This window comes from Bradyrhizobium sp. CCBAU 45321, assembly GCF_028128975.1.
GTDB lineage: Bacteria > Pseudomonadota > Alphaproteobacteria > Rhizobiales > Xanthobacteraceae > Bradyrhizobium > Bradyrhizobium yuanmingense.
The window spans coordinates 332841-358907 of sequence record NZ_LFKZ01000126.1; the positions used below are offsets into that span (position 1 = coordinate 332841).

Sequence of the window (26067 nt, forward strand, 5' to 3'; positions counted from 1 at the left end):
CGAGCACCGTACCCAAGCATCGGGAGTGCGAAACGATGCCGCGTTTGTTCACGGGTCTGGAAATTCCGGCCGAAATCGGCCAGTCGCTTTCCAACTTGAGGGGTGGCCTCCCCGGCGCCCGCTGGATCGATCCCGAAAATTATCACGTCACCCTGCGCTTCATCGGCGACATCGACGGCGCTTCCGCCAACGAGATCGCCTCGATGCTGTTTCGCGTCGACCGAAAGCCGTTCGAGGTGAAGGTGCAGGGGCTCACCAGCTTCGGCGGCCGCAAGCCCCGCGCGGTGGTCGCCACGATTGCGCCGAGCAAGCCGCTGATGGAATTGCAGGCCGAGCTCGAGCGCATGATGCAGCGGATCGGCCTCGACCCGGAGGGACGCAAGTTCATTCCGCACGTCACGCTCGCGAGGCTGCACGACGCCTCCGACCGCGACGTCGCCGACTATCTCTCGCTGCGCGGCTATTTCCCGAGCAAGGCGTTCATGGCCGAACGCTTCGTGCTGTTCTCCTCGCGCGCATCCACCGGCGGCGGCCCGTATGTGGTCGAGGACGCCTACGAGCTGTGTGAGTAGGTTTTCACTTCGGGGCGCTATGGCGGCGGCGCCGCGCCTGGCCGGCTCACGTCGGTCTTCGCAAAGTCCGCGCCTTTGAACAGCAGTGGCTCGTTGCGGGTCAAGGCCAGCGCGTAGGAAAAGCAATCCCCGTAGTTGAGCGACGCGGCGTGTCGCCCCTTTCCATAACGCCGCCAGGCGCGCCGTGCTGCATCGGCTTGTCCGGCATCGACTGCCACGATCTCGGCGCCGATCTTGACGAGCCAGAGATCAAGCTCGCGCCCGCCCGCATCACCTAATCGTGTCTCGATCACCATCGTTGCTTCAAGCACCGTTGCCGCTGAGATCAGGCGGATCGGATCATCCACGATCAGTCGCTCGATATCCGCTGCGTCGTCTTCGTTGAGCGCGATTGCCACGATCACCGACGTATCGATCACCATCAGCGTGGCAATCCGTGCTCGTCATATCCGAGAATTTCCTCCGGTGTGCGGTCGTCCAGAACTCGCATTTCGCTCCAACGTCGTCTGATCTCGGCCAGATCTTCGAGCAACACGTCTTTGTTTTTCTGACCGCCAAGGCGACGCAATCGCTCCTCAATGGCGCGCCGGGTTGCTGTGGTAATGTTCTCCCCGGTCAGTTGCGCCAGGCTTCGCGCCAATTGCTCCGTTTCGGGGTCCTTGATGCTAAGCGCCATTTCGAGTTCCTTGGTTCCTTAATAGGTATATTCTAGCCGCCTAGGAGCGCAAGAACAGTTCGTTGGGAGAACCGGCCTCGCGAGCGCGAGGGGCAGGCCGCATACGCCCGTTGCGCCAAAACGCAGTTGCAATTTCCGTCCGTCTCTGGCGGTAAAGAGCCATGCTCTCCACCCCAAATCCCTCATTCCGCGAGGCCTATCAGGCCGAGATCGCGTCCGGTGCGATCGAGCCGGATGCCGCGCAGGCCGAGGTTGCCGAAGCCTATGCGGCGCTGGATCTGCGGCTTTCGACCTACAAGCCCGCCCGCAAGCAAGGCCTGCTCAGCCGGCTGTTCGGCTCTGGCGACAAGGACGAGGCGCCGCGCGGGCTCTACATCCATGGCGAGGTCGGCCGCGGCAAGACCATGCTGATGGACCTGTTCTTCCAGCACTCATCGGTCGAGCACAAGCGCCGCGCGCATTTCCACGAGTTCATGGCGGACGTGCACGAGCGAATCTACGATTATCGCCAGAGCATCGCGCGCGGCGAGATCGCCGACAGCGACGTCATCGCTCTAACGGCCAATGCGATCTTCGAGGAGAGCTGGCTGCTCTGCTTCGACGAATTCCATGTCACCGACATTGCGGATGCGATGATCCTGGGCCGCCTGTTCGCCAAATTGTTCGAGCTCGGCACCGTCGTGGTCGCGACCTCCAACGTCGCGCCCGACGATCTCTACAAGGGCGGTCTCAACCGCTCGCTGTTCCTGCCCTTCATCAAGCAGATCACCGACCACATGGACGTCGCGCGGCTCGATGCGCGCACCGACTTCCGCCTGGAGAAGCTGCAGGGCGTGCCAATGTGGCTGACACCGGCCGATGGCGATGCGGATGCCGCGCTCGATCGCGCCTGGAAGCGGATGACGGGCGGCGCCAAATGCCGCTCGCGCGACATTTCGATCAAGGGCCGCATTCTGCACGTGCCCTGCTCGGCCCATGGCGTGGCGCGGTTCTCCTTCGCCGACCTCTGCGAGCAGCCGCTCGGTGCATCCGACTACCTCAGGCTGGCGCACGACTATCACACCCTCCTGGTCGACCATATTCCAGTGATGGACCTCTCCCAGCGCAACGCGGCCAAGCGCTTCATCACCCTGATCGATACGCTCTATGACAACGCCGTGAAGCTGATGGCCTCGGCCGACGCCAATCCGATCTCGCTCTACCTCGCGACCGATGGCACCGAGGCCATGGAGTTCAACCGGACCGCCTCGCGCCTGATCGAAATGAGCTCGGAATCCTATCTGGCGCTGCCTCACGGCCGCAAGGATTCCACCGCCAGCGGCTCGACCAAGGGCTTGGTCGAGACTTAAGTCCTATCCCCGCCGTCATTCCGGGGCGTCGCAAAGCGACGAGCCCGGAATCCATAGTCCGGATGGTGGTTATGGATTCCGGGCTCGCGCTTCGCGCGCCCCGGAATGACGGCCGGGGTATGCTGGCTGCTATCTCGGCAAGCCCGACAATTGGGCATTGGGCGACTTGAACGGGGGAGGCGAAAGGGATAACCACCCGTCTCAGTTTCCCCTCCTTACGTGTCTAAAGGACAGGTTCACATGGCGCGCGACAAGATTGCTTTGATTGGCTCCGGCCAGATCGGCGGAACGCTGGCTCACCTCATCGGCCTGAAAGAACTGGGCGACGTCGTGATGTTCGACATCGCCGAGGGCGTGCCGCAGGGCAAGGCGCTTGACATCGCGCAGTCCTCGCCGGTCGACGGCTTCGACGCCCACTATACCGGCGCGAACTCCTATGAGGCGCTCGACAACGCCAAGGTCTGCATCGTCACCGCCGGCGTGCCGCGCAAGCCCGGCATGAGCCGCGACGACCTCCTCTCCATCAACCTCAAGGTCATGGAGCAGGTCGGCGCCGGCATCAAGAAGTACGCCCCCGACGCCTTCGTCATCTGCATCACCAACCCGCTCGATGCCATGGTCTGGGCGCTGCAGAAGGCTTCGGGCCTGCCGCACAAGAAGGTCGTCGGCATGGCCGGCGTGCTGGATTCGGCCCGCTTCCGCTACTTCCTCGCCGACGAGTTCAACGTCTCGGTCGAGGACGTCACCGCCTTCGTGCTCGGCGGCCACGGCGACACCATGGTGCCGCTGGTGAAGTACTCCACCGTCGCCGGCATCCCGCTGCCCGACCTCGTCAAGATGGGCTGGACCTCACAGGCGCGCCTCGACGAGATCGTCGACCGCACCCGGAACGGCGGCGCCGAGATCGTCAACCTGCTCAAGACCGGCTCGGCCTTCTACGCCCCTGCCGCCTCCGCGATCGCGATGGCCGAGAGCTATCTGAAGGACAAGAAGCGCGTGCTGCCCTGCGCCGCCTATCTCAACGGCGAGTACAGCGTGAAGGACATGTATGTCGGCGTCCCCGTCGTGATCGGCGCCAAGGGCGTCGAGCGCGTGGTCGAGATCGAACTCGCCGGCAAGGACCGCGAGGCGTTTGACAAGTCGGTCGGTGCCGTGCAGGGCTTGGTCGATGCCTGCAAGAAGATCGCACCCGATCTTCTCGGCCGCTAAAGCAAAGCAATACCCGCCGAAGATCGAACCCGGTCTTCGGCGGTTTCACTTCCGGACCCCGGCTGACCGGGGTGGGGTTCCGGTCTCGGCAGATCTCGATTGTCAAAGAATCCGGGTTGCAGTTCCTGTGGTATATGGTATGCCAGCCACAAGACTGAGGTGGGCCCATGAGGTCACCGCCCGCGGGTTCAGGGAGCGACCATATGAATATCCATGAATATCAGGCCAAAGCGCTGCTGCATGAATTCGGCGTTCCGATTTCGCGCGGCGTAGCGGTTCTCAAGGCCTCGGACTCCGACGCCGCCGCAAGACAGCTTCCCGGCCCGGTCTGGGTGGTGAAGAGTCAGATCCATGCCGGCGGGCGCGGCAAGGGCAAGTTCAAGGAAGCATCCGCCGGCGACAAGGGCGGCGTCCGCATCGCCAAGTCGGTGGAAGAGGTCAACGAATTCGCCAAGCAGATGCTGGGCGCGACGCTGGTCACCGTGCAGACGGGCCCGGCCGGCAAGCAGGTCAACCGCCTTTACATCGAGGACGGCTCCGACATCGACAAGGAATTCTACCTCTCGATCCTGGTCGACCGCGAGACCTCGCGCGTCTCCTTCGTGGTGTCGACCGAAGGCGGCGTCAACATCGAGGACGTCGCGCACAACACGCCGGAGAAGATCGTGACCTTCTCGGTCGATCCGGCGACCGGCATCATGGGCCATCACGGCCGCACGGTCGCGAAGGCGCTGAATCTGTCCGGCGACCTCGCCAAGCAGGCCGAGAAGCTCACCGCGCAGCTCTACGCGGCCTTCGTCGCCAAGGACATGTCGATGCTGGAGATCAATCCGCTGGTCGTGACCAAGCAGGGCGAGCTCCGCGTGCTCGATGCCAAGGTGTCCTTCGACGACAACGCCCTGTTCCGCCATCCCGAGATCGCGGTGTCGTTGCGCGATCTGACCGAGGAAGACGCCAAGGAAATCGAGGCGTCGAAATACGATCTCAACTACGTCACGCTCGACGGCAATATCGGCTGCATGGTCAACGGCGCCGGTCTCGCCATGGCGACGATGGACATCATCAAGCTCTACGGCATGGCGCCGGCAAACTTCCTCGACGTCGGCGGCAGCGCCAGCAAGGAGAAGGTCGCGGCCGCGTTCAAGATCATCACCGCCGATCCCAACGTGAAGGGCATCCTGGTCAACATCTTCGGCGGCATCATGAAGTGCGACGTGATCGCCGAGGGCGTCACGGCTGCGGTTCGCGAGGTCGGCCTCAGCGTGCCGCTGGTGGTCCGCCTCGAAGGCACCAATGTCGAGCTCGGCAAGAAGATCATCCGTGAATCCGGGCTGAACGTGGTGCCGGCCGACAATCTCGACGACGCTGCGCAGAAGATCGTGAAGGCCGTCAAGGGAGGCTAGCGCCATGGCCCAAGACCATCTCGCCGCATCATCTCCACTCCCCGAGCACGCGCGCCTCGCCGCGTTCGCCGGCGAATGGGTTGGTGAGGAGATGGTCTTTCCGTCGCGCTGGACGGCGGGCGGGCCGGCGACCTCGCGCACCGTCGCGCGCATGGATCTCAACGGGTTCTATCTGATCCAGGACTCGGTCCAGATGCGTGACGGCAAGCAGGTCTTCGCCACCCACGGCATCTTCACCTTCGACCGCGACGACCGGACCTACAAATTGTTCTGGTACGACTCGCTCGGCTACACGCCGCCTTCGCCCGCCTCAGGCGGGTGGGCCGGCAAGACCCTGACGCTGGTGCGCGGCTCGCTCCGCGGCAATGCGCGCCACGTCTACGAGATCATCAATGAGGATTCCTACTCGTTGAAGATTCAATTCTCGCCGGACGCGGAAGGCTGGTCCGACGTCCTCACCGGCGTCTACCGCCGCATCCACTGACCCACTCACTCTGTTAGTTTCGCGAAAGCAGACCTCATGTCCATCCTGATCGACAAGAACACCAAGGTCATCTGCCAGGGCTTCACCGGCAAGAACGGCACGTTCCACTCGGAGGCCGCGATCGCCTACGGCACCAAGATGGTCGGCGGCACCTCGCCGGGCAAAGGCGGCTCGACGCATCTGGGCCTGCCGGTGTTCGACACCGTGCGCGAGGCACGTGAGAAGACCGGCGCCGACGCGTCGGTGATCTACGTGCCGCCGCCGGGCGCAGCCGACGCGATCTGCGAAGCCATCGACGCCGAGGTCCCGCTGATCGTCTGCATCACCGAGGGCATTCCTGTGATCGACATGGTTCGCGTCAAGCGCTCGCTGCTCGGCTCCAAGTCGCGCCTGATCGGGCCGAACTGCCCGGGCGTCATGACCGCCGGCGAATGCAAGATCGGCATCATGCCCGCCAACATCTTCAAGACCGGCTCGGTCGGCATCGTCTCCCGCTCGGGCACGCTGACCTATGAAGCCGTGTTCCAGACCTCCCAGGAAGGCCTCGGCCAGACCACCGCGGTCGGCATCGGCGGCGACCCGGTCAAGGGCACCGAGTTCATCGACGTGCTGGAGATGTTGCTCGCCGACCCCAAGACCGAATCGATCATCATGATCGGCGAGATCGGCGGTTCCGCCGAGGAGGACGCCGCGCAGTTCCTCAAGGACGAGGCCAAGCGTGGCCGCAAGAAGCCGATGGTCGGCTTCATCGCCGGCGTTACCGCGCCTCCCGGCCGCCGCATGGGCCATGCCGGCGCCATCATCTCCGGCGGCAAAGGCGACGCCGGTTCCAAGACCGAGGCGATGAAATCCGCAGGGATTACAGTGTCCCCGTCGCCCGCCCGCCTCGGCCACACGCTTGCCGAAAAGTTGAAAGGCTAATTCACTCCTTCGTGCTTTTCCGGGCGAAGTTTCGCAGCAAATAGGGTAAAGGGTGCCTGTCGCGTCGAGCCCTGTCGGGGGAGCTCGGCGCCAGCGCCGTTTGTTATGCGCGAACCGAAATCGCCAGGAACTCAAGTATGTCTCGCCAGGACGCGAACGCAGCCTTTGCCCTGTCATCCTTTTTGCAGGGCACAAATGCCACCTACATCGACGAAATCTACGCCCGCTACCAGAAGGACCCGTCCTCGGTCGATGCCGAGTGGCAGGAGTTCTTCAAGAGCCTGAACGATGCGCCGGCTGACATCAGCAAGAACGCGGAAGGCCCGTCCTGGGAGCGCGACAACTGGCCGCTGACCCCGAAGGACGATCTGACCTCCGCCCTCGACGGCAACTGGGCCGAGGTCGAGAAGACGGTCGGCGCCAAGATCGCCGCCAAGGCGCAGGCCAAGGGCGCCGACATCTCCTCCGCCGACCTGCTTCAGGCCACGCGCGACTCCGTCCGCGCCCTGATGCTGATCCGCTCCTACCGCATGCGCGGCCACTTCCATGCCAAGCTCGATCCGCTCGGCATCGAAGCCCAGCGCAACCGCGAAGAGCTCGATCCCCGCACCTACGGCTTCAGCGAGGCCGATTTCGATCGCAAGATCTTCCTCGATCACGTGCTCGGCCTCGAATACGGCACCTTGCGCGAGATCACCGCGATTTGCGAGCGCACCTATTGCCAGACGCTCGGCGTCGAGTTCATGCATATCAGCAACGCCGCGCAGAAGGCCTGGATTCAGGAGCGCATCGAAGGACCCGATAAGGAGATCTCGTTCACGCGCGAGGGCCGCAGGGCCATCCTGCAGAAGCTGATCGAGGCCGAAGGCTTCGAGAAGTTCTGCGACACCAAGTTCACCGGCACCAAGCGCTTCGGCCTCGACGGCGGCGAATCGCTGATCCCCGCGCTCGAGCAGATCATCAAGCGCGGCGGCAATCTCGGTGTGAAGGAAATCGTGCTGGGCATGCCGCATCGCGGCCGCCTCAACGTACTCACTCAGGTGATGGGCAAGGCGCACCGCGCGCTGTTCCACGAGTTCAAGGGCGGCTCGGCCAATCCTGACGCGGTCGAAGGCTCCGGCGACGTCAAGTATCACCTCGGCGCCTCCTCGGACCGCGAGTTCGACGGCAACCGCATCCACCTGTCGCTGACCGCCAACCCCTCGCATCTCGAGATCGTCGATCCCGTCGTGCTCGGCAAGGTCCGCGCCAAGCAGGACCAGCACGGCGATCCCCCGGACATGCGCATCTCGGTGATGCCGCTCCTGATGCACGGCGACGCCGCGTTCGCCGGCCAGGGCGTGGTCGCGGAGTGTTTCGGCCTGTCCGACCTGAAGGGCTACCGCACCGGCGGCTCCGTGCACTTCATCGTCAACAACCAGATCGGCTTCACCACCTATCCGCGCTACTCGCGCTCCTCGCCCTATCCGTCGGATGTGGCGAAGATGATCGATGCGCCGATCTTCCACGTCAACGGCGACGATCCGGAAGCCGTCGTGTTCGCGGCCAAGGTCGCGACCGAATTCCGGCAGAAGTTCCACAAGCCCGTCGTCATCGACATGTGGTGCTACCGCCGCTACGGCCACAATGAGGGCGATGAGCCGGCCTTCACCCAGCCTGTGATGTACAAGCGGATCGCCGCCCATCCCTCGACGCTGACGCTTTACTCCAAGCGCCTGATCGCGGAAGGCGTCGTCACCGAGGGCGAGGTCGACAAGCTGAAGGCGGACTGGCGCGCCCGGCTCGATGCCGAGTTCGAGGCCGGCACCTCCTACAAGCCGAACAAGGCCGACTGGCTCGACGGCAAGTGGGCGGGCTTCAAGATCGCCGACCAGGAAGAGGATGCGCGGCGCGGCGTCACCGGCGTCGACATCGCTACGCTGAAGGACATCGGCCGCAAGATCACCAAGGTGCCGGACGGTTTCCGCGTTCACCGCACCATTCAGCGCTTCCTCGATAACCGCGCCAAGGCGATCGAGAGCGGCAACGGCATCGACTGGGCGACCGGCGAGGCGCTGGCGTTCTGCTCGCTGCTCAACGAAAACCACCACGTCCGGCTATCAGGACAGGATTCGGAACGCGGCACCTTCTCGCAGCGCCATTCGGTCCTGATCGATCAGGAGGACGAGAGCCGCTACACGCCGTTCAACCATCTCGGCCACGAGCAGGGCCACTACGAGGTCATCAACTCGCTGCTGTCGGAAGAGGCCGTGCTCGGTTTCGAATACGGCTATTCGCTCGCCGAGCCGAACACGCTGACGCTGTGGGAAGCCCAGTTCGGCGACTTCGCCAACGGCGCGCAGGTCGTGTTCGACCAGTTCATCTCCTCGGGCGAGCGCAAATGGCTGCGCATGTCCGGTCTGGTCTGCCTGTTACCGCACGGCTATGAGGGCCAGGGGCCGGAGCACTCCTCGGCGCGCCTCGAGCGTTACTTGCAGATGTGCGCGGAAGACAACATGCAGGTGGTCTACCCGACCACGCCGGCGAACTATTTCCACGTGCTGCGCCGGCAGCTGCATCGCGAGATCCGCAAGCCGCTGATCATGATGACGCCGAAGTCGCTGCTGCGTCACAAGCGGGCGGTGTCGCGCCTCGACGAGCTCGCGAAGGGCACGACCTTCCACCGCATCCTCTACGATGACGCCCAGATGCTGCCGAACGAGGCGATCAAGCTCGTCCCTGACGAGAAGATCCGCCGCATCCTGCTGTGCTCCGGCAAGGTCTATTACGACCTCTACGAGGAGCGCGAGAAGCGCGGCATCGACGACATCTACCTGATGCGAGTCGAGCAGCTCTATCCGGTGCCGCTGAAGGCGCTGGTGGCCGAGCTGTCGCGCTTCAAGAAGGCCGAGATGGTGTGGTGCCAGGAAGAGCCCCGCAACATGGGTGCCTGGCACTTCATCGAGCCCTATCTGGAATGGGTGCTGAACCAGGTGAACGGCGCGAGCCGGCGTCCGCGTTATGTCGGCCGCGCCGCTTCCGCCGCGACCGCCACGGGTCTGATGTCCAAGCATCAGGCTCAGCTGAAGGCGTTCCTGGACGAAGCACTGAGCTGACCGAAATTCCAATTGTCATGCCCCGCGAAGGCGGGGCATCCAGTACGCCGCGGCGTCCGTTTGATCCATGATCGTCACGGTGTACTGGATCGTCCGCCTGCGCGGACGATGACGGCCAAAAACGATTAAGGAAGAGACCATGACTGAAATTCGTGTGCCGACGCTCGGCGAATCCGTCACCGAGGCCACCATCGGCCGCTGGTTCAAGAAGGCCGGCGACCCCGTCGCCGTCGACGAGCCCCTGGTGGAGCTCGAGACCGACAAGGTCACCATCGAAGTCCCCGCGCCGACCGCCGGCACGCTGAGCGAGATCATCGCTGCTGATGGTGCGACCGTTGCCGTGGGCGCGCTGCTCGGCCAGATCACCGATGGTGTCGGCGCGGCCAAGCCTGCCGCTGCGCCCGCCAAGCCCGCCGCAGCTGCGGCTCCCGCGGCAGCCGCTGCCGCACCGGCTCCGGCCGCGAAGGCGCCGCCGGCCGATGCGCCGCTCGCGCCTTCCGTGCGAAAACTGTCGGCCGAGAGCGGCGTCGACGCCTCGACCGTTCCGGGCTCCGGCAAGGATGGCCGCGTCACCAAGGGCGACATGCTGGCCGCTATCGAGCGCGCCGCGTCCGCGCCGACGCCGGTCAACCAGCCCGCCGCTGCCGTGCAGGTCCGCGCGCCGTCGCCGGCCGATGACGCTGCCCGCGAAGAGCGCGTCAAGATGACCCGGCTGCGCCAGACCATCGCGCGCCGCCTCAAGGACGTGCAGAACACCGCGGCCATGCTCACGACCTTCAACGAGGTCGACATGACCAACGTCATGGCGCTGCGCGCGCACTACAAGGACGCGTTCGAGAAGAAGCACGGCAGCAAGCTCGGCTTCATGGGCTTCTTCACCAAGGCCGTCGTGCAGGCGCTGAAGGACATTCCGGCCGTCAACGCCGAGATCGACGGCAGCGACTTGATCTACAAGAACTATTATCACATCGGCGTCGCCGTCGGCACCGACAAGGGCCTCGTCGTCCCCGTGGTGCGCGACTGCGACCACAAGTCGATCGCCGACATCGAGAAGGGCATCGCCGATTTCGGCCGTCGCGCCCGTGACGGCCAGCTCAAGATCGACGAGATGCAGGGCGGCACCTTCACCATCACCAATGGCGGCATCTACGGCTCGCTGATGTCGACCCCGATCCTGAACGCGCCGCAGTCCGGCATCCTCGGCATGCACAAGATCCAGGAGCGGCCGATGGTCGTCGGCGGCAAGATCGAGGTCCGCCCGATGATGTATCTGGCGCTGTCCTACGATCACCGCGTCATCGACGGCAAGGAAGCCGTCACCTTCCTGGTCCGCGTCAAGGAGAGCCTGGAAGATCCGGCGCGCCTGGTGCTCGATCTCTGATCGCTGATGCTTTGCGAGCGCCGTCGCAACTGATGCGACGGCGCGTGTCGAACCATGGAGGCGCGCGTGACGGATAAAGTCGTTGTCATCACCGGCGGCAGCCGCGGCATCGGGCGGGCGACCGCGCTTGCGGCGGCCGCGCGCGGCTTCCGCGTCGTGGTCGGCTATGCCAGCAATAAGCAGGCCGCCGACGAGGTGGTCGCGCAGATCGCGGCCAGCAACGGCAAGGCCATCGCGGTGAAATGCGATGTCGCCGAGGAAAGTGACATCCTCAATCTGTTCAAGGAGGCCGACAAGTTCGGCACGCTCGGGGCGCTCGTCAACAATGGCGGCATCGTCGGCAAGAGCGGCGTGCGCGTCGACGAGATGTCGGCCGAGCGCATCCAGCGCGTGATGGCGGTGAACGTCACCGGCTCCATCCTCTGCGCGCGCGAGGCGGTGAAGCGGATGTCGACCAAGCACGGCGGCACGGGCGGCGTCATCGTCAACCTGTCGTCCGTCGCTGCGCGGCTCGGCTCGCCCAACACCTATGTCGACTATGCCGCGTCCAAGGGTGCGGTCGATTCCTTCACCGTCGGCCTCGGCCATGAGGTCGCGGGCGAGGGCATCCGCGTCGCCGCGATCCGTCCCGGCCTGATCGACACCGACATCCACGCTGCCGGCGGCGAGCCCGACCGCGCCCATCGCCTGGCCCATCTGGTGCCGATGAAGCGCGTCGGCACCGCCGATGAAATCGCCAATGCCATCGTCTGGCTGATCTCGGACGAGGCCTCCTACGTCACCTCAGCCATTCTCGATGTGTCCGGCGGACGCTGACGCGCCGCGCTGACGCATCCTCACCACGCCTAACCTTACGGGACTTTCTCTCATGGCTACCTACGATCTCGTCGTCATCGGCACCGGACCGGGCGGTTATGTCTGCGCGGTACGCGCGAGCCAGCTCGGCATGAAGGTCGCCGTGGTCGAAAAGAACGCGACCCTCGGCGGCACCTGCCTCAATGTCGGCTGCATGCCGTCGAAGGCGCTGCTGCACGCCTCCGAAATGTTCGAGGAAGCCGGCCATTCCTTCGCCAAGATGGGCGTCAGCGTTTCCGCGCCGAAGCTCGATCTGCCCGCGATGATGAACTTCAAGCAGCAGGGCATCGACGGCAACGTCAAGGGCGTCGAGTTCCTGATGAAGAAGAACAAGATCGACGTGCTCAAGGGCACCGGCAAGATCCTCGGCACCGGCAAGGTCGAGGTCTCCGCCGACGGCAAGTCGCAGGTGGTCGAGACCAAGAACATCGTGATCGCCACCGGCTCCGACATCGCGCGCCTCAAGGGCATCGAGATCGACGAGAAGCGCATCGTCTCCTCGACCGGCGCGCTGTCGCTGGAGAAGGTCCCCGGCAAGCTCCTCATCGTCGGCGCCGGCGTGATCGGCCTCGAGCTCGGCTCGGTCTGGCACCGCCTGGGTGCCGAAGTCGTCGTGGTCGAATTCCTCGACCGCATCCTGCCCGGCATGGACGGCGAGATCGCCAAGCAATTCCAGCGCATCCTCGAGAAGCAAGGATTTGCATTCAAGCTGGGCTCGAAGGTGACCGGCGTCGAAGTGAACAGCAAGGCATTGCTCGCGAAAATCGAACCGGCTTCCGGCGGTGCCGCTGAGACGCTTGAAGCCGACGTCGTGCTCGTCTGCATCGGCCGCGTGCCCTACACCGACGGCCTTGGCCTCAAGGAAGCCGGTGTCGCGCTCGATGCGCGCGGCCGGGTCCAGATCGATCCGCATTTCGCCACCAGCCTGAAGGGCGTCTATGCCATCGGCGACGTCGTCGCAGGCCCCATGCTCGCGCACAAGGCCGAGGACGAGGGCGTCGCGGTCGCCGAGATCATCGCCGGCCAGGCCGGCCACGTGAATTACGACGTGATCCCGGGCGTCGTGTATACCACGCCGGAAGTGTCCTCCGTCGGCAAGACCGAGGAGGAACTCAAGCAGGCGGGCACGGCTTACACGGTCGGAAAGTTTCCGTTCACCGCCAACGGTCGCTCCAAGGTCAACCAAACCACTGACGGCTTTGTGAAGATTCTCGCAGACGCGAAGACCGATCGCGTGCTCGGCGTGCACATCATCGGCCGCGAAGCCGGCGAAATGATCCATGAAGCGTGTGTTCTGATGGAATTTGGCGGCAGTGCGGAAGATCTCGCGCGCACCTGCCACGCCCATCCGACGCGCTCGGAGGCCGTTAAGGAAGCCGCGCTTGCGGTCGGCAAGCGAGCCATCCATATGTAACGACGCGCCCAGCGCCGAACCGGGCGGGAAACACATGCTGCGCCGCCTTCTTCAACCGGTCTGGGTCCTGCTTGCGATCGTTTTCCTGATCGAAGCCTGGCTGTGGGATCATCTCGAGCCGATCGTCGCCAGGATCGTCGCAGCCATCCCGCTGGCGCGCTTCAAGCATTGGCTGACGGAGCGCGTCGATGCGCTCTCGCCGGCCATGACGCTGCTCGTGTTCGCGGTGCCCGTCGTCCCGCTGTTTCCGCTCAAGCTGGTCGGGCTGTGGCTGCTCGCGCATGAATACTGGACCGGCGCGTTCGTCACGATCGTGTTCGGAAAGCTCGTCGGCGTCGGCGTCACCGCCTTCGTGTTCGACGTCACGCGCGCCAAGCTTCTGGAGATGCCCTGGTTCGAGCGGATCTACGCCTTAGTGCTGAAGATCCGCGCCAAGGCCGCGGAGCTGGTCGACCCGATCAAGCGCCGCATCCGCGAGCTGATCGCCGGCAACGGCGAGGGCTGGTCCTACCGCACGCTGCGTATGATCCAGCGCTTCAGGAAGAGCGTGCATCAGGCGCGGTGATCTTCGCCACCACAAGGACCGTCCGTGGCCCGGATGGAGCGCAGCGCAATCCGGGACAGGCGTCCCCGCTCTATCCTCCGTCATTGCGAGCGCGGCGAAGCAATCCAGTATCTTTCGCCGGAGGCAGTCTGGATTGCTTCGTCGCTTCGCTCCTCGCAATGACGCGGAAAGAGCAAACGCTCGCTACCCTCAATGCAAATGCAACAGATGCGGCCACCACAGGCCGAGCGCCGTCATGATCAGGCCGGCGATCGTCAGCACGCCGCTGACATAGGCGAGCGCCAGCATGCCCGTGATGATGGTGGCCGAGGCCAGCACGATGCCGATCTGGAAGGCGGCCGAGGCCAGCTCGAAATGGTGGTACTTCGCGGTCGCCTCGTCGCGGGCATGCTCGGCGTGCTTGGCCTTGTCCGCAAGCTGCTCGGTGCCTTCGCCGGTCTCGGGCTCGGAGCGGTAGCGCTGCGCGGTCTTGGTCCAGTCGTCGATCTGCTTCTGCACGGCGGGCTTCTGTGCATCGGCCGCGGCGGCCAGTGTCAGCTTGCCCTGCTCCGCCGCGGTCACCACCACGGTGCGGCGGATGCTCTTGGCCTGGAAGAACGCCCAGAGATTGGCGGCTTCGACGTTCTTGCTGATCGATTCGGTCTGGGCACCCTTGCCGAGCGTCTCCGAGATCGCCAGGAACAGCGCCAGCACGGCGATCAGAAGGGCGATCTTCTTGTTCGAGCCGGACGCGTGTTCGGCGTGCTCGGCATGCTCCATGCTTTCATGTGCGCCCATAAGTCTCTCCTGTCCTGGTTCGGTACGATTGAACCAACCGCGTGCGCGGCGCAAGAGGCACGCGAGCTATGACGAGAGTGTGTCAGTCTGTCGGCTCTCTTGTCCCGGACGCGGCGCGGCGTGTAACGCTGCGACGCTGAGCCGGGACCCAGAAGCTGCAAACGATCGCGCCGGAGGATGGGCCCCGGCTCAGCAGCGCATCACTGAAGAAGTGCTGCGCTGCGTCCGGGGCACGAGAGCTTGTCAGCGTCACCGCCGCGGATGTGCGCTCGCATACACCTCGAGCAGCCGCTCGGAATCGATCCCGGTATAGACCTGCGTCGTCGACAACGAGGAATGGCCGAGCAATTCCTGGATGGCGCGTAAGTCGCCGCCGCGCGAGAGCAGATGCGTGGCAAAGGAATGCCGCAGCGCGTGCGGCGTGGCGCTGTCGGGAAGTCCCAGCGCGCCGCGCAGCCGCTCCATCGCGAGCTGGATGATGCGCGGGCTCAAGGGGCCGCCGCGCGCGCCGACGAAGATCGGTCCTTCCGCCGGCAGCGGATACGGACACATCGCGACGTACTCTTGAATCAATGCGAGCACGTTCTGCAGCACCGGCACCATGCGGGTCTTGTTGCCTTTGCCTGTCACGACCAGCACGTCGCCCTCGCCGGGCTTCGGCACCTCGCGGCGCTTGAGACCCAGCGCCTCGGAGATGCGCAGGCCCGAGCCATAGAGCAGCGCCATCACCGCGGCATCGCGCGCCAGGATCCAGGTCTCGCGCTCCTCGCCGGCGCGCTCGTCGGCATCGGCCAGACGTTTGGCCGATGCCATCGGCAGCGGCTTCGGCAGGCTCTTGGCGACCTTCGGCGCGCGGATCGCCGACAATGCGCCGACCTTGCCCTTGCCCTCGCGCTCCAGAAAACGTCCGAACGAGCGCAGGCCCGCCAGCGCGCGCATCAGGCTGCGGCCGGCGATGTCGTCGGCCCGGCGCATCGCCATGAAGGCGCGCACATCGGTGGCTTCCAGCGCTGCAAACCGCTCCAGCGTCACCCGCTCGCCCCAATGGGCACAGAGGAAATCAAGGCACTGCCGCAAGTCACGGCCATAGGCCTCCAGCGTCTTCGGCGACAGCCGCCGCTCGGCGCCGAGATGCGCCAGCCAGCGCGCCATCTCCTGCGCGATCGAGGGATCGGCGCTGGCGAGCTCGATGTGTGGGGCGGCCGCTTTGCTCATGCGCTCTGGACGTGGTGATTCCGCACAGTATATCGCATCACACTCGTTTATCGTTCGCTAAGGCCGCGGCGCGACGCTAGCCTGAAGGCCTCAAGGTTCCGATTCCCCGCTCATGGACCAATCGCCGCGCAACACCACCGCCCCCGCCACCCGCATGGTCGACGTGCTGGTGCCGGTCGCGCTCGACCAGACCTATTCCTACAAGGTGCCGCGCGGCATGGAGCTGAAGGCGGGCGATCTCATCAGTGTGCCGCTCGGTCCGCGCGAGGTGCTGGCCGTGGTCTGGGCCGAGAACGCCAATCCCGATCCGCGCCTGCATAACCGCCTCAAGGAGGTCAGCGAGAAGTTCGACATTCCGCCGCTCAAGCCGGAGCTGCGCTCGGTGGTGGACTGGGTCGCCAATTACACGCTGAGCCCGCGCGGCATGGTGCTGCGCATGTGCCTGCGCATGGGCGAAAATCTCGGCCCGGAGCGGGTGCGCGCCGGCGTGCGCCTGACCGGAAATCCGCCGAAGCGTCTGACGCCGGCGCGCCAGCGCGTGATCGCGCTGCTGTCGGACCGGCTGCTGCACGGCAAGTCCGAGGCGGCCAAGGAGGCCGGCGTCTCCTCGGGCGTCATCGACGGCCTCGTCGATGAAGGCACGCTCACGGTGGAGCCGATGCCGCCGCCGCCCCCGCCGCCGGCGCCCGATCCGGAATTCGGCCGGCCGGATTTTTCGCCGCTGCAGCGTGCCGGTGTGGATGCGATGCGCGCGCTCGCGGCCAACGGCACCTTTCATGTCGCGCTGCTCGACGGCGTCACCGGCTCGGGCAAGACCGAGGTCTATTTCGAAGCGGTCGCCGAAGTGATCCGCCGCGGCAAGCAGGCGCTGATCCTGATGCCGGAGATCGCGCTGACCGGCCAGTTCCTCGATCGCTTCGCGCAGCGTTTTGGCGTGCGGCCGATCGAATGGCATTCAGAGCTCACCCCGCGCACCCGCGCGCGCAATTGGGCCGCGATCTCCGAAGGTTCGGCGCCGGTCGTGGTCGGCGCGCGTTCGGCGCTGTTTCTCCCTTACGCCAATCTTGGCCTCATCGTCGTCGATGAGGAGCACGACCAGGCCTACAAGCAGGACGACGGCGTGCATTACCACGCCCGCGACATGGCGGTGGTGCGCGGGCATATCGCAAAAATCCCGGTCGTGCTGGCCTCCGCGACGCCGTCGGTGGAATCCGAGGTCAATGCGCGCAAGAACCGCTACCAGCGCATCGCGCTGCCCTCGCGCTTCGGCGGCCAGCACATGCCGCATATCGAGGCCATCGACCTGCGCCGCGAGCCGCCCGCGCGCGGCCGCTTCATCTCGCCGCGGCTTGCCGGCGAGATCCGAACCGCGATCGAGCGGCGCGAGCAGGCGCTGTTGTTCCTCAATCGTCGCGGCTATGCGCCGCTGACCTTGTGCCGTGCCTGCGGCCATCGCTTCGCCTGCACCATCTGCGATGCCTGGCTGGTCGATCATCGCTTTCGCCAGCGCCTCGTCTGCCATCATTGCGGCTTCTCGATGCCGCGCCCGCACATCTGCCCGAACTGTTCGGCCGAGGAATCGCTGGTCGCGGTCGGACCCGGCGTGGAGCGCCTGCAGGAGGAGGCGGCGGCGCTGTTCCCGCAAGCGCGCACCATGGTGCTGTCGAGCGATCTCATCACCTCGATCGAGACCATGCGAAGCGAGCTCGCCGAGATCGCGGAGGGCCGCGTCGACATCATCATCGGCACGCAGCTCGTGGCCAAGGGCCACAACTTCCCGCGGCTCAATTTGGTCGGCGTGGTCGATGCCGATCTCGGCCTGTCCAACGGCGATCCGCGCGCAGCCGAGCGCACCTGGCAATTGCTCAACCAGGTGATCGGCCGCGCCGGTCGCGAGCAGGGCCGCGGCGTCGGCTATCTCCAGACCCATCAGCCCGATCACCCCGTGATGCGGGCCTTGATCGCCTGCGACCGCGAGGCCTTCTACGACAGCGAGATCGAGCTGCGAGAGAAGACGCTCTATCCGCCGTTCGGCCGGCTCGCCAGCCTGATCATCTCCGCCGGCGACCGCCCGGGCGCCGAGGGCTTCGGCCGCAAGCTCGTCGCGCTGGCGCCGCGCGACGAGCGCGTCGTCGTGCTCGGCCCGGCCGAAGCCCCGCTCGCCGTCATCAAGGGCCGCTACCGCTTCCGCATCCTGGTGAAATCGGCGCGCGGTTTCGACCTGTCGGACTATTTGCGCAACTGGCTCGCGGTCTGCCCGAAGCCGACGGGCAACCTGAAGCTGGAAGTCGACGTCGATCCGCAGAGCTTTTTGTAGCCATCGCCGTAGCCAAATCCTCCGCCGTCATTCCGGGGCGCGACGAAGTCGCGAGCCCGGAATCCATTCCTCCACCGACTCTGCCGCGCGATGGATTCCGGGTTCGCGCTCCGCGCGCCCCGGAATGACAAAACAAAAAAGCCCGCGGTCCCCCAAGACCGCGGGCTTGTTTCACGTGCGCAGCAAACTGATGAAAACTGCGCGCTCGATCAGGCGCGGATCGCGCCTTTAGGAGACGACTTCCGCGGTGACGCGGCCGACGCCGCGACTGGTGAGGCCAATGGCGCGGGCGGCACCCGTGGAGAGGTCGAGCACGCGCCCGCGAATGAACGGGCCGCGGTCATTGATGGTGACGATGACGCTCTGGCTGCCGTGGGTGACGCGCAGCTTGGTGCCGAAGGGCAGCGAACGGTGCGCCGCGGTCATGGCGTTCTGGTTGAAGCGCTGGCCCGAGGCGGTCTTGCTACCGGACTCATTGCCGTAAAAGGACGCGATGCCGGAGAAGCTGCGGCCCGTGCCGGAGGTCGGCGTCATCGACGCATTGGCATTGCGCCAATCGGAGGTCGCGTTGGCCTCGGTCTGGGCGTGGTGGCGGTGGTGATGCCGATGCTTGGATTTGGCGGAAGCTTCGGTGGCAGTTCCACCGACAAGGAGAGTTGCGGCGACGAAAGCAATCGCCGTTCGCGGCCGGGTCACAAAGCCCAGCGTCTTCAAAGACAGCATTTAATGGTCCCTAAGCTAGTATTGCCACATTTGTGGCAAGTGGAGCCCCCATCAGTTTGTGAGCGATTTGGCGTTTCGATTCCCAATGAGGCGTGAATTGGGCAGTAAATCCGGTATGTGTCGTCATGAAATATCTTGTTACCGTCGCGAGATATTCATCCGATATCCCGTAATCTTCGCCTTTAACGATTTATTAACTTCTAGGTTACTTGCGAATACTGTAAAGCGAAGTCATCGCCTATAGCGTTTAGAATTCGATAAGTATTCGGCGGGTGGAACTCGTGGGAACGGATTCACGCCTCAGCGATCCGTGTTCATGGCCGCTATGCGCTGGGGGCAGGAACCAATGGGAGGTGTCGCGGCAGGGCCGGCGCTGAATTCCGTGACGTGGCAGGTCGCCGCCTCGGTCGGCCCCTCTCGCGCGGAATGTGTTGCGAGGCTGCGACGAACTGGCGACAGAACCTCATGCCTTTAGTTTGGCGTCATGTTGCACCTGCGCACCTGCTATGTTAGCAAAGCCGCGATTTTAACGAGCCCGGCACCTCCCGTGCTGGTCGGAAATCGAAGTCCCGCTTGAATTCCAAGGGCTTGGATCGCTAGGCGCCGCTTCGTGGCGACGGTTTTTCCCTTGCGAGTTTGACAGCAAAAAGAGCGCGTCTGTGGCTGCAGAAGATACGTCCGTTTCAGGTGTGTCCGGCCGTTATGCAACGGCCTTGTTCGAGCTGGCCCGCGACCAGAACGTGGTCGACGAGGTCAAAGCCGATCTTGATAAATTCGATGCCATGCTGAACGAAAGCGCTGATCTCAAGCGCCTCGTCCGCAGCCCGGTGTTCGCCGCCGACGCCCAGTCCAAGGCCCTTTCGGCCGTGCTGGACAAGGCGGGCATCGCCGGCATCACCGCCAACTTTCTGAAAGTGCTGACCGCCAACCGCCGCCTGTTCGCGGTGGCCGACGTCAGCCGCGCCTACCGCGCCCTCGTGGCCCGGTTCAAGGGCGAGACGACGGCTGACGTCACGGTGGCGGAGGCGCTCTCTGACAAGAATCTCGATGCCCTCAAGGTTGCCCTGAAGTCGGTGACCGGCAAGGACGTCGCGCTGAACGTGAAAGTCGATCCCTCGATCATCGGTGGCCTCGTCGTCAAGCTGGGCAGCCGCATGGTGGATGGTTCGCTTCGCACCAAACTCAATTCGATCAAGCACGCGATGAAAGAGGCAGGCTGATGGACATCCGCGCCGCGGAAATTTCCGCGATCCTCAAGGACCAGATCAAGAATTTCGGCCAGGAAGCTGAAGTCTCCGAAGTCGGACAGGTGCTGTCCGTCGGCGACGGTATCGCCCGCGTCTACGGTCTGGACAACGTCCAGGCCGGTGAAATGGTCGAGTTCGAGAACGGCACCCGCGGCATGGCGCTGAACCTCGAAACCGACAACGTCGGTGTCGTTATTTTCGGTGCCGACCGCGAGATCAAGGAAGGCCAGACCGTCAAGCGCACCCGCGCCATCGTGGACGCGCCGGTCGGCAAGGGCCTGCTCGGCCGCGTCGTCGACGCGCTCGGCAATCCCATCGACGGCAAGGGACCGATCCAGGCCGACAAGCGCATGCGCGTCGACGTCAAGGCGCCCGGCATCATTCCGCGAAAGTCGGTGAACGAGCCGATGGCGACCGGCCTCAAGGCGATCGACGCCCTGATCCCGATCGGCCGCGGCCAGCGCGAGCTGATCATCGGCGATCGCCAGACCGGCAAGACCGCGATCGCGCTCGACACCATCCTGAACCAGAAGCCGCTCAACGCGCAGCCGGACGAGAACATCAAGCTGTACTGCGTCTACGTCGCGGTCGGCCAGAAGCGTTCGACCGTCGCGCAGTTCGTGAAGGTGCTGGAAGAGCAGGGCGCGCTCGAATACTCGATCGTCGTCGCCGCCACCGCGTCGGATCCGGCGCCGATGCAGTACATCGCGCCCTTTACCGGCTGCACCATGGGCGAGTACTTCCGCGACAACGGCATGCACGCGGTCATCATCTATGACGATCTGTCCAAGCAGGCTGTCGCCTACCGTCAGATGTCGCTGCTGCTGCGCCGCCCGCCGGGCCGCGAAGCCTATCCCGGCGACGTGTTCTATCTGCACTCCCGCCTGCTCGAGCGCGCGGCGAAGCTGAACAAGGACATGGGCTCGGGCTCGCTGACGGCGCTGCCTGTCATCGAAACCCAGGCCAACGACGTGTCGGCTTACATCCCGACGAACGTCATCTCGATCACCGACGGCCAGATCTTCCTGGAAACCGACCTGTTCTTCCAGGGCATCCGTCCTGCCGTGAACGTCGGTCTGTCGGTGTCGCGCGTCGGTTCGTCGGCGCAAACCAAGGCCACCAAGAAGGTCGCCGGCAAGATCAAGGGCGAGCTCGCGCAGTACCGCGAAATGGCGGCGTTCGCGCAGTTCGGCTCCGACCTCGACGCCTCGACCCAGCGCCTGCTCAACCGCGGCTCGCGCCTCACCGAGCTGCTCAAGCAGCCGCAGTTCTCGCCGCTGAAGATGGAAGAGCAGGTCTGCGTGATCTGGGCCGGCACCAACGGCTATCTCGATCCGCTCCCGCTCAACAAGGTGCGCGCGTTCGAGGACGGCCTGCTGTCGCTGCTGCGCGGCAAGCACGCCGACATCCTCAACGCGATCCGCGATAGCCGAGATCTCTCCGACGATACCGCTGCCAAGCTGAAGTCGGTGGTCGAGGGCTTCGCGAAGTCTTTCTCATAAGAAGGCCGTCATGGCCGGGCTTGTCCCGGCCATCCACGTCTTGTGCGTGGAAGACGGAGAACGTGGATGCCCGGGACACGCCCGGGCATGACGAAAGGATAGGGTCGCGGTCGAGCCGCAGGCTGATCGCTGGGGACGAAGAATGGCGTCACTTAAAGACATGCGCGTCCGCATCGCCTCCACCAAGGCGACGCAAAAGATCACCAAGGCCATGCAGATGGTCGCGGCCTCCAAGCTGCGCCGCGCGCAGACCGCCGCGGAAGCGGCGCGTCCCTATGCCGACAAGATGAGCGCGGTGATCTCCAACATCGCCAGCGCCGCGGTCGGCTCGCCCGGCGCACCGGTGCTGCTGGCCGGCACCGGCCGGGACCAGGTTCATCTGCTGCTGGTCTGCACCGGCGAGCGCGGCCTGTCCGGCGCCTTCAACTCCTCGATCGTGCGTCTCGCCCGCGAGCGCGCTCTGGCGCTCGCTGCGCAGGGCAAGGAGGTGAAATTCTTCTGCGTCGGCCGCAAGGGTTACGAGCAGCTCCGCCGCCAGTTCGACAAGCAGATCGTCGAGCACATGGACCTGCGCAGCGTCCGCCAGCTCGGCTTCGTCAACGCCGAGGAGATCGCCAAGAAGGTTCTGGCGCGTTTCGACAACGGCGAATTCGACGTCTGCACGCTATTCTATTCGCAATTCAAGTCGGTGATCGCACAGGTCCCCACCGCTCAACAGATCATTCCGCTGGTTGTCGAGGAAGGCGCTGCGAATGGCAGCGCGACCTCTTACGAATATGAGCCGGAGGAGGACGAGATCCTCACGCGCCTGTTGCCGCGCAACCTCGCGGTGCAGATATTCCGCGCCCTGCTCGAGAACAACGCCTCGTTCTACGGTGCGCAGATGTCGGCGATGGACAACGCCACCCGCAACGCCGGGGAAATGATCCGCAAGCAGACGCTGGTCTACAACCGCACGCGTCAGGCTCAGATCACCAAGGAACTCATCGAAATCATCTCCGGCGCAGAAGCAGTCTGACCGGACACGAAATTCGGATCGAAGGAGACAGTAAATGGCTACAGCAGCCACACAGATCGGTCGCGTTACCCAGGTCATGGGCGCCGTCGTCGACGTGCAGTTCGAAGGCCACCTGCCGGCCATTCTCAACTCGCTCGAAACCAAGAACGGCAACAACCGCCTGGTGCTGGAAGTCGCGCAGCATCTCGGCGAGTCGACCGTCCGCACCATCGCGATGGACGCCACCGAAGGTCTGGTGCGCGGTCAGGAAGTGACCGACACCGGTCAGCCGATCTCGGTTCCCGTGGGGGACGGTACGCTGGGCCGCATCATGAACGTCATTGGCGAGCCGATCGACGAGGCCGGCCCGATCAAGTCCGAAGGCACCCGCGCCATCCACCAGGAAGCGCCGACCTATACCGACCAGTCGACCGAAGCTGAAATTCTCGTCACCGGCATCAAGGTCGTCGACCTTCTCGCTCCCTATGCGAAGGGCGGCAAGATCGGATTGTTCGGCGGCGCCGGCGTGGGCAAGACCGTGCTGATTCAGGAGCTGATCAACAACGTCGCGAAGGCGCACGGCGGTTACTCCGTGTTCGCCGGCGTCGGCGAACGTACCCGCGAGGGCAACGACCTCTATCACGAGTTCATCGAGTCCAAGGTCAACGCCGACCCGCACAATCCGGATCCGAGCGTGAAGTCGAAGTGCGCGCTGGTGTTCGGTCAGATGAACGAGCCGCCGGGCGCCCGCGCCCGCGTCGGTCTGACCGGTCTGACCGTCGCCGAGCACTTCCGCGACCAGGGCCAGGACGTGCTGTTCTTCGTCGACAACATCTTCCGCTTCACGCAAGCCGGCTCGGAAGTGTCGGCGTTGCTCGGCCGTATTCCTTCGGCGGTGGGTTATCAGCCGACGCTCGCCACCGACATGGGCGCGCTGCAGGAGCGCATCACCACCACGCAAAAGGGCTCGATTACCTCGGTGCAGGCCATCTACGTGCCGGCCGACGACTTGACCGACCCGGCGCCCGCGACCTCGTTCGCGCACTTGGACGCCACCACGGTGCTGTCGCGCGCGATCTCGGAAAAGGGCATCTATCCGGCGGTGGACCCGCTCGACTCGACCTCGCGCATGCTCTCGCCGCTGGTCGTCGGCGAGGAGCACTACACCGTCGCCCGTCAGGTCCAGCAGGTGCTGCAGCGCTACAAGTCGCTCCAGGACATCATCGCCATTCTCGGCATGGACGAGCTTTCGGAAGAGGACAAGCTGACGGTGGCCCGCGCCCGCAAGATCGAGCGCTTCCTGTCGCAGCCGTTCCACGTCGCCGAAATCTTCACGGGTTCGCCGGGCAAGTTCGTGGACCTCGCCGACACCATCAAGGGCTTCAAGGGCCTGGTGGAAGGCAAATACGACCACCTGCCGGAAGCTGCCTTCTACATGGTCGGCACCATCGAAGAGGCGGTGGAGAAGGGCAAGAAGCTCGCCGCTGAAGCGGCTTAAGAAGCGAATGGCGAATGGGGAGTAGCGAATAGTCGCTGCTTCCATTCGCTACTCGCCATTCGCCACTCGCTATTCGCAGGTTTCCCATGGCCACCTTCCATTTCGATCTCGTCTCTCCGGAAAAGCTCGCCTTCTCGGGTGAGGCCGATCAGGTCGACATCCCCGGCGCCGAGGGTGATTTCGGCGTGCTGGCGGGGCATGCGCCGGTCGTGGCTGCAATCCGGCCCGGCATCCTCACCGTCACCACCGGCGGCAAGCACGAGAAGATCATCGTGCTCGGCGGCCTTGCCGAGGTCTCCGAAAAGGGCCTCACCGTGCTCGCCGACGTCGCGACCTCGCTGGACGAGCTCGACCGTGTCCAGTTCGCCGAGACGATCGCGGAGATGGAAGAGAACTTGAAGGAGCACGAAGGCACCGAGCTCGATCAGGCTATCGAGCGGCTCGACCACTTCAAGAGCATCCAGCATCAGCTCAACGCCACGGCTATGCACTAAGCCCCGGGGCACCGCTCCGGGGCTCGATCTCCAAATTCCTGAACAGTTTCAGCGCTCCTCACGGTCGTGGCGGGCGCTGAAACTTTATTGCGCTATCGCTGTCGCCTATTTTATCGCGGCGCGTCAGACGCTTCGCTACTCTGCATGGGATTGTTTTCGAGAGTTCAGTCGGCAAGGTGCGCAAACTCCTGCGCCACGGCCCGGTAGACCTCGCGGCGGAACGGCACTACGAGCTCGGCGACACGATCGAGGCGCTCCCAGCGCCAGGCGTCGAACTCGGCGGGCTGGCCGTTGCGCGGCGTCAGCGGATCGATCTCGTCGTCTGTGCCGGTGAACCGCAGCGCGAACCATTTCTGGCGCTGGCCGCGAAACTTTGCGAGGCGGTGCGTCTGCGGTCCGTCGTAAGGCGGGAATTCATAGGTGAACCAGTCGGTCTCGCCGAGATAGTCGGCACTGACGACGTTGGTCTCCTCCCATAGCTCGCGCATCGCCGCGTCGCGCAAATTCTCGCCCTCGTCGACACCGCCCTGCGGCATCTGCCAGTCGAGCCCCGGCAGGATGATCTCCGGCCCATCGCCCTTGAAGCGATGGCCGATCAGCACGCGGCCGTCGGCGTTGAACAGCGCGATGCCGACGTTCGGGCGGTAGGGCTTGTGAGTCGTCACGCGTAACCTTCTCTCGTCATTCCGGGGCGCGCGAAGCGCGAGCTCTGGTGCGCAATTGCGCACCTGAGAATCCATAACCACAGGCGGTAGTCGGTTTAAAGGACGTCGCTGCTATCCTTCGCACAACTTCTGCCTGGGGAGTATGGATCCCCGCCTTCGCGGGGATGACGGGCGAGAGAGCCGCGACAGGTGATCTGATCACCCCTCCGCCAGCGCAGAAAATTCCTGCACCACGCGCTCATAGACCGGGCGCTTGAACGGGATGATCAACTCAGGGAGATTCTTCATCGACTCCCAGCGCCAGCTCACGAATTCCGCCTTGTGGCCGCCGCCGCCGGGATGCTCGACGTTGATCTCGCTGTCCTTGCCGGTGAAGCGCACCGCGTACCATTTCTGGCGCTGGCCGCGGTAGCGGCCCTTCCAGGCGCGCCCGGCAACGGTGCGCGGAATGTCGTAAGTGAGCCAGTCAGGGACTTCGCCGAGCCGCTCGACCGAGCGCACGCTGGTCTCCTCGTAGAGCTCGCGCTTGGCCGCTTCCCAGGTGTCCTCGCCGGGATCGACCCCGCCCTGCGGCATCTGCCAGACATGGGTGTCGTCGACATGCTCGATGCCGCCGGCGCGGCGGCCGATGAACACCAGTCCCCTTGGATTGATCAGCATCACGCCGACGCAGGTCCGGTAGGGCAGATCCTCGTAACGCGCCATTCC

24 protein-coding genes are annotated in these 26067 nt (G+C 64.7%); 17 read left to right on the forward strand and 7 right to left on the reverse strand.

Going from position 1 to position 26067, the window contains the following annotated elements; translation table 11 throughout:
* Positions 1 to 35 precede the first annotated feature (35 nt).
* Complete coding sequence (gene thpR, locus ACM43_RS24985) at positions 36 to 572, forward strand: RNA 2',3'-cyclic phosphodiesterase (protein WP_027572985.1); 537 nt, start codon at positions 36 to 38, stop codon at positions 570 to 572.
* A 17-nt stretch (positions 573 to 589) separates the two neighbouring features.
* Here the strand turns inward: thpR and ACM43_RS24990 are convergent, their stop codons facing one another.
* Positions 590 to 994: a type II toxin-antitoxin system VapC family toxin gene (locus ACM43_RS24990; protein WP_271543587.1), complete on the reverse strand. Its 405-nt coding sequence runs from the start codon at positions 992 to 994 to the stop codon at positions 590 to 592.
* On the reverse strand, positions 994 to 1248 hold the full coding sequence (locus ACM43_RS24995) for a type II toxin-antitoxin system VapB family antitoxin (protein ID WP_157286488.1): 255 nt from the start codon (positions 1246 to 1248) through the stop codon (positions 994 to 996). The genes ACM43_RS24990 and ACM43_RS24995 overlap by 1 nt, the downstream gene beginning before the upstream one ends.
* 161 nt (positions 1249 to 1409) lie before the next feature.
* Here ACM43_RS24995 and zapE point away from each other — a divergent pair, with 161 nt between their 5' ends.
* From zapE to ACM43_RS25045, 10 genes are all read left to right on the forward strand, one after another.
* On the forward strand, positions 1410 to 2597 hold the full coding sequence (gene zapE, locus ACM43_RS25000; protein ID WP_271543589.1) for a cell division protein ZapE: 1188 nt from the start codon (positions 1410 to 1412) through the stop codon (positions 2595 to 2597).
* A gap of 240 nt (positions 2598 to 2837) precedes the next feature.
* Positions 2838 to 3806, forward strand: a complete 969-nt coding sequence (gene mdh / locus ACM43_RS25005) for a malate dehydrogenase (protein ID WP_025032846.1) — start codon at positions 2838 to 2840, stop codon at positions 3804 to 3806.
* A gap of 203 nt (positions 3807 to 4009) precedes the next feature.
* Complete coding sequence (sucC, locus tag ACM43_RS25010) at positions 4010 to 5209, forward strand: ADP-forming succinate--CoA ligase subunit beta (protein WP_036008785.1); 1200 nt, start codon at positions 4010 to 4012, stop codon at positions 5207 to 5209.
* Positions 5210 to 5213: 4 nt separating this feature from the next.
* Positions 5214 to 5693, forward strand: coding sequence for a DUF1579 family protein (locus ACM43_RS25015; protein WP_271543593.1), 480 nt, complete (start codon positions 5214 to 5216; stop codon positions 5691 to 5693).
* 36 nt (positions 5694 to 5729) lie between these two features.
* Positions 5730 to 6614, forward strand: a complete 885-nt coding sequence (gene sucD / locus ACM43_RS25020; protein ID WP_036008780.1) for a succinate--CoA ligase subunit alpha — start codon at positions 5730 to 5732, stop codon at positions 6612 to 6614.
* 137 nt (positions 6615 to 6751) lie between these two features.
* Positions 6752 to 9709, forward strand: a complete 2958-nt coding sequence (locus ACM43_RS25025; RefSeq protein WP_271543596.1) for a 2-oxoglutarate dehydrogenase E1 component — start codon at positions 6752 to 6754, stop codon at positions 9707 to 9709.
* 139 nt (positions 9710 to 9848) lie between these two features.
* The gene (gene odhB, locus ACM43_RS25030; RefSeq protein WP_271543598.1) at positions 9849 to 11090 is read left to right on the forward strand and encodes a 2-oxoglutarate dehydrogenase complex dihydrolipoyllysine-residue succinyltransferase; all 1242 of its coding nucleotides are present in this window, start codon (positions 9849 to 9851) and stop codon (positions 11088 to 11090) included.
* A gap of 54 nt (positions 11091 to 11144) precedes the next feature.
* Positions 11145 to 11906, forward strand: coding sequence for an SDR family oxidoreductase (locus tag ACM43_RS25035; protein ID WP_128265196.1), 762 nt, complete (start codon positions 11145 to 11147; stop codon positions 11904 to 11906).
* Between the two features lie 52 nt (positions 11907 to 11958).
* Entirely contained in the window at positions 11959 to 13359 is a 1401-nt protein-coding gene (gene lpdA / locus ACM43_RS25040) for a dihydrolipoyl dehydrogenase (RefSeq protein WP_157286484.1), read from the forward strand.
* Positions 13360 to 13393: 34 nt separating this feature from the next.
* Positions 13394 to 13924: a hypothetical protein gene (locus ACM43_RS25045; protein ID WP_157286483.1), complete on the forward strand. Its 531-nt coding sequence runs from the start codon at positions 13394 to 13396 to the stop codon at positions 13922 to 13924.
* Between the two features lie 189 nt (positions 13925 to 14113).
* Here ACM43_RS25045 and ACM43_RS25050 read toward each other — a convergent pair whose 3' ends face one another.
* Both ACM43_RS25050 and ACM43_RS25055 read right to left on the reverse strand, forming a co-directional pair.
* Positions 14114 to 14701 carry a DUF4337 domain-containing protein gene (locus ACM43_RS25050; RefSeq protein WP_157286482.1) on the reverse strand — a complete coding sequence of 196 codons (588 nt, stop codon included), beginning with the start codon at positions 14699 to 14701 and terminating at the stop codon, positions 14114 to 14116.
* Between the two features lie 249 nt (positions 14702 to 14950).
* Entirely contained in the window at positions 14951 to 15916 is a 966-nt protein-coding gene (locus ACM43_RS25055) for a tyrosine recombinase XerC (protein WP_157286481.1), read from the reverse strand.
* 112 nt (positions 15917 to 16028) lie between these two features.
* Here ACM43_RS25055 and ACM43_RS25060 point away from each other — a divergent pair, with 112 nt between their 5' ends.
* The gene (locus ACM43_RS25060) at positions 16029 to 18233 is read left to right on the forward strand and encodes a primosomal protein N' (protein ID WP_271543602.1); all 2205 of its coding nucleotides are present in this window, start codon (positions 16029 to 16031) and stop codon (positions 18231 to 18233) included.
* Between the two features lie 228 nt (positions 18234 to 18461).
* Here the strand turns inward: ACM43_RS25060 and ACM43_RS25065 are convergent, their stop codons facing one another.
* Positions 18462 to 18956 (reverse strand): septal ring lytic transglycosylase RlpA family protein, encoded by a 495-nt coding sequence (locus ACM43_RS25065; protein WP_036008760.1) that lies wholly within the window; start codon positions 18954 to 18956, stop codon positions 18462 to 18464.
* A gap of 659 nt (positions 18957 to 19615) precedes the next feature.
* On the opposite strand from ACM43_RS25065, the gene ACM43_RS25070 reads away from it, so the two are divergent.
* The 5 genes from ACM43_RS25070 (at position 19616) to ACM43_RS25090 (ending at position 24694) form a co-directional block, all read left to right on the forward strand.
* Entirely contained in the window at positions 19616 to 20176 is a 561-nt protein-coding gene (locus ACM43_RS25070; protein WP_271543605.1) for a F0F1 ATP synthase subunit delta, read from the forward strand.
* A complete protein-coding gene (gene atpA / locus ACM43_RS25075; RefSeq protein WP_057026554.1) occupies positions 20176 to 21705 on the forward strand; it encodes a F0F1 ATP synthase subunit alpha in 1530 nt (509 codons plus the stop codon). Before ACM43_RS25070 ends, atpA begins: the two co-directional genes overlap by 1 nt.
* A gap of 142 nt (positions 21706 to 21847) precedes the next feature.
* Positions 21848 to 22723, forward strand: a complete 876-nt coding sequence (locus ACM43_RS25080; RefSeq protein WP_225158377.1) for a F0F1 ATP synthase subunit gamma — start codon at positions 21848 to 21850, stop codon at positions 22721 to 22723.
* 34 nt (positions 22724 to 22757) lie between these two features.
* Positions 22758 to 24200: a F0F1 ATP synthase subunit beta gene (gene atpD, locus ACM43_RS25085; protein ID WP_036008750.1), complete on the forward strand. Its 1443-nt coding sequence runs from the start codon at positions 22758 to 22760 to the stop codon at positions 24198 to 24200.
* 86 nt (positions 24201 to 24286) lie between these two features.
* Positions 24287 to 24694: a F0F1 ATP synthase subunit epsilon gene (locus ACM43_RS25090; protein WP_271543611.1), complete on the forward strand. Its 408-nt coding sequence runs from the start codon at positions 24287 to 24289 to the stop codon at positions 24692 to 24694.
* A gap of 164 nt (positions 24695 to 24858) precedes the next feature.
* Here ACM43_RS25090 and ACM43_RS25095 read toward each other — a convergent pair whose 3' ends face one another.
* Together ACM43_RS25095 and ACM43_RS25100 are read right to left on the reverse strand one after the other, a co-directional pair.
* Positions 24859 to 25359 carry an RNA pyrophosphohydrolase gene (locus ACM43_RS25095; RefSeq protein ID WP_271543613.1) on the reverse strand — a complete coding sequence of 167 codons (501 nt, stop codon included), beginning with the start codon at positions 25357 to 25359 and terminating at the stop codon, positions 24859 to 24861.
* A gap of 198 nt (positions 25360 to 25557) precedes the next feature.
* A complete protein-coding gene (locus ACM43_RS25100) occupies positions 25558 to 26064 on the reverse strand; it encodes an RNA pyrophosphohydrolase (RefSeq protein ID WP_157286475.1) in 507 nt (168 codons plus the stop codon).
* Positions 26065 to 26067: the final 3 nt, after the last annotated feature.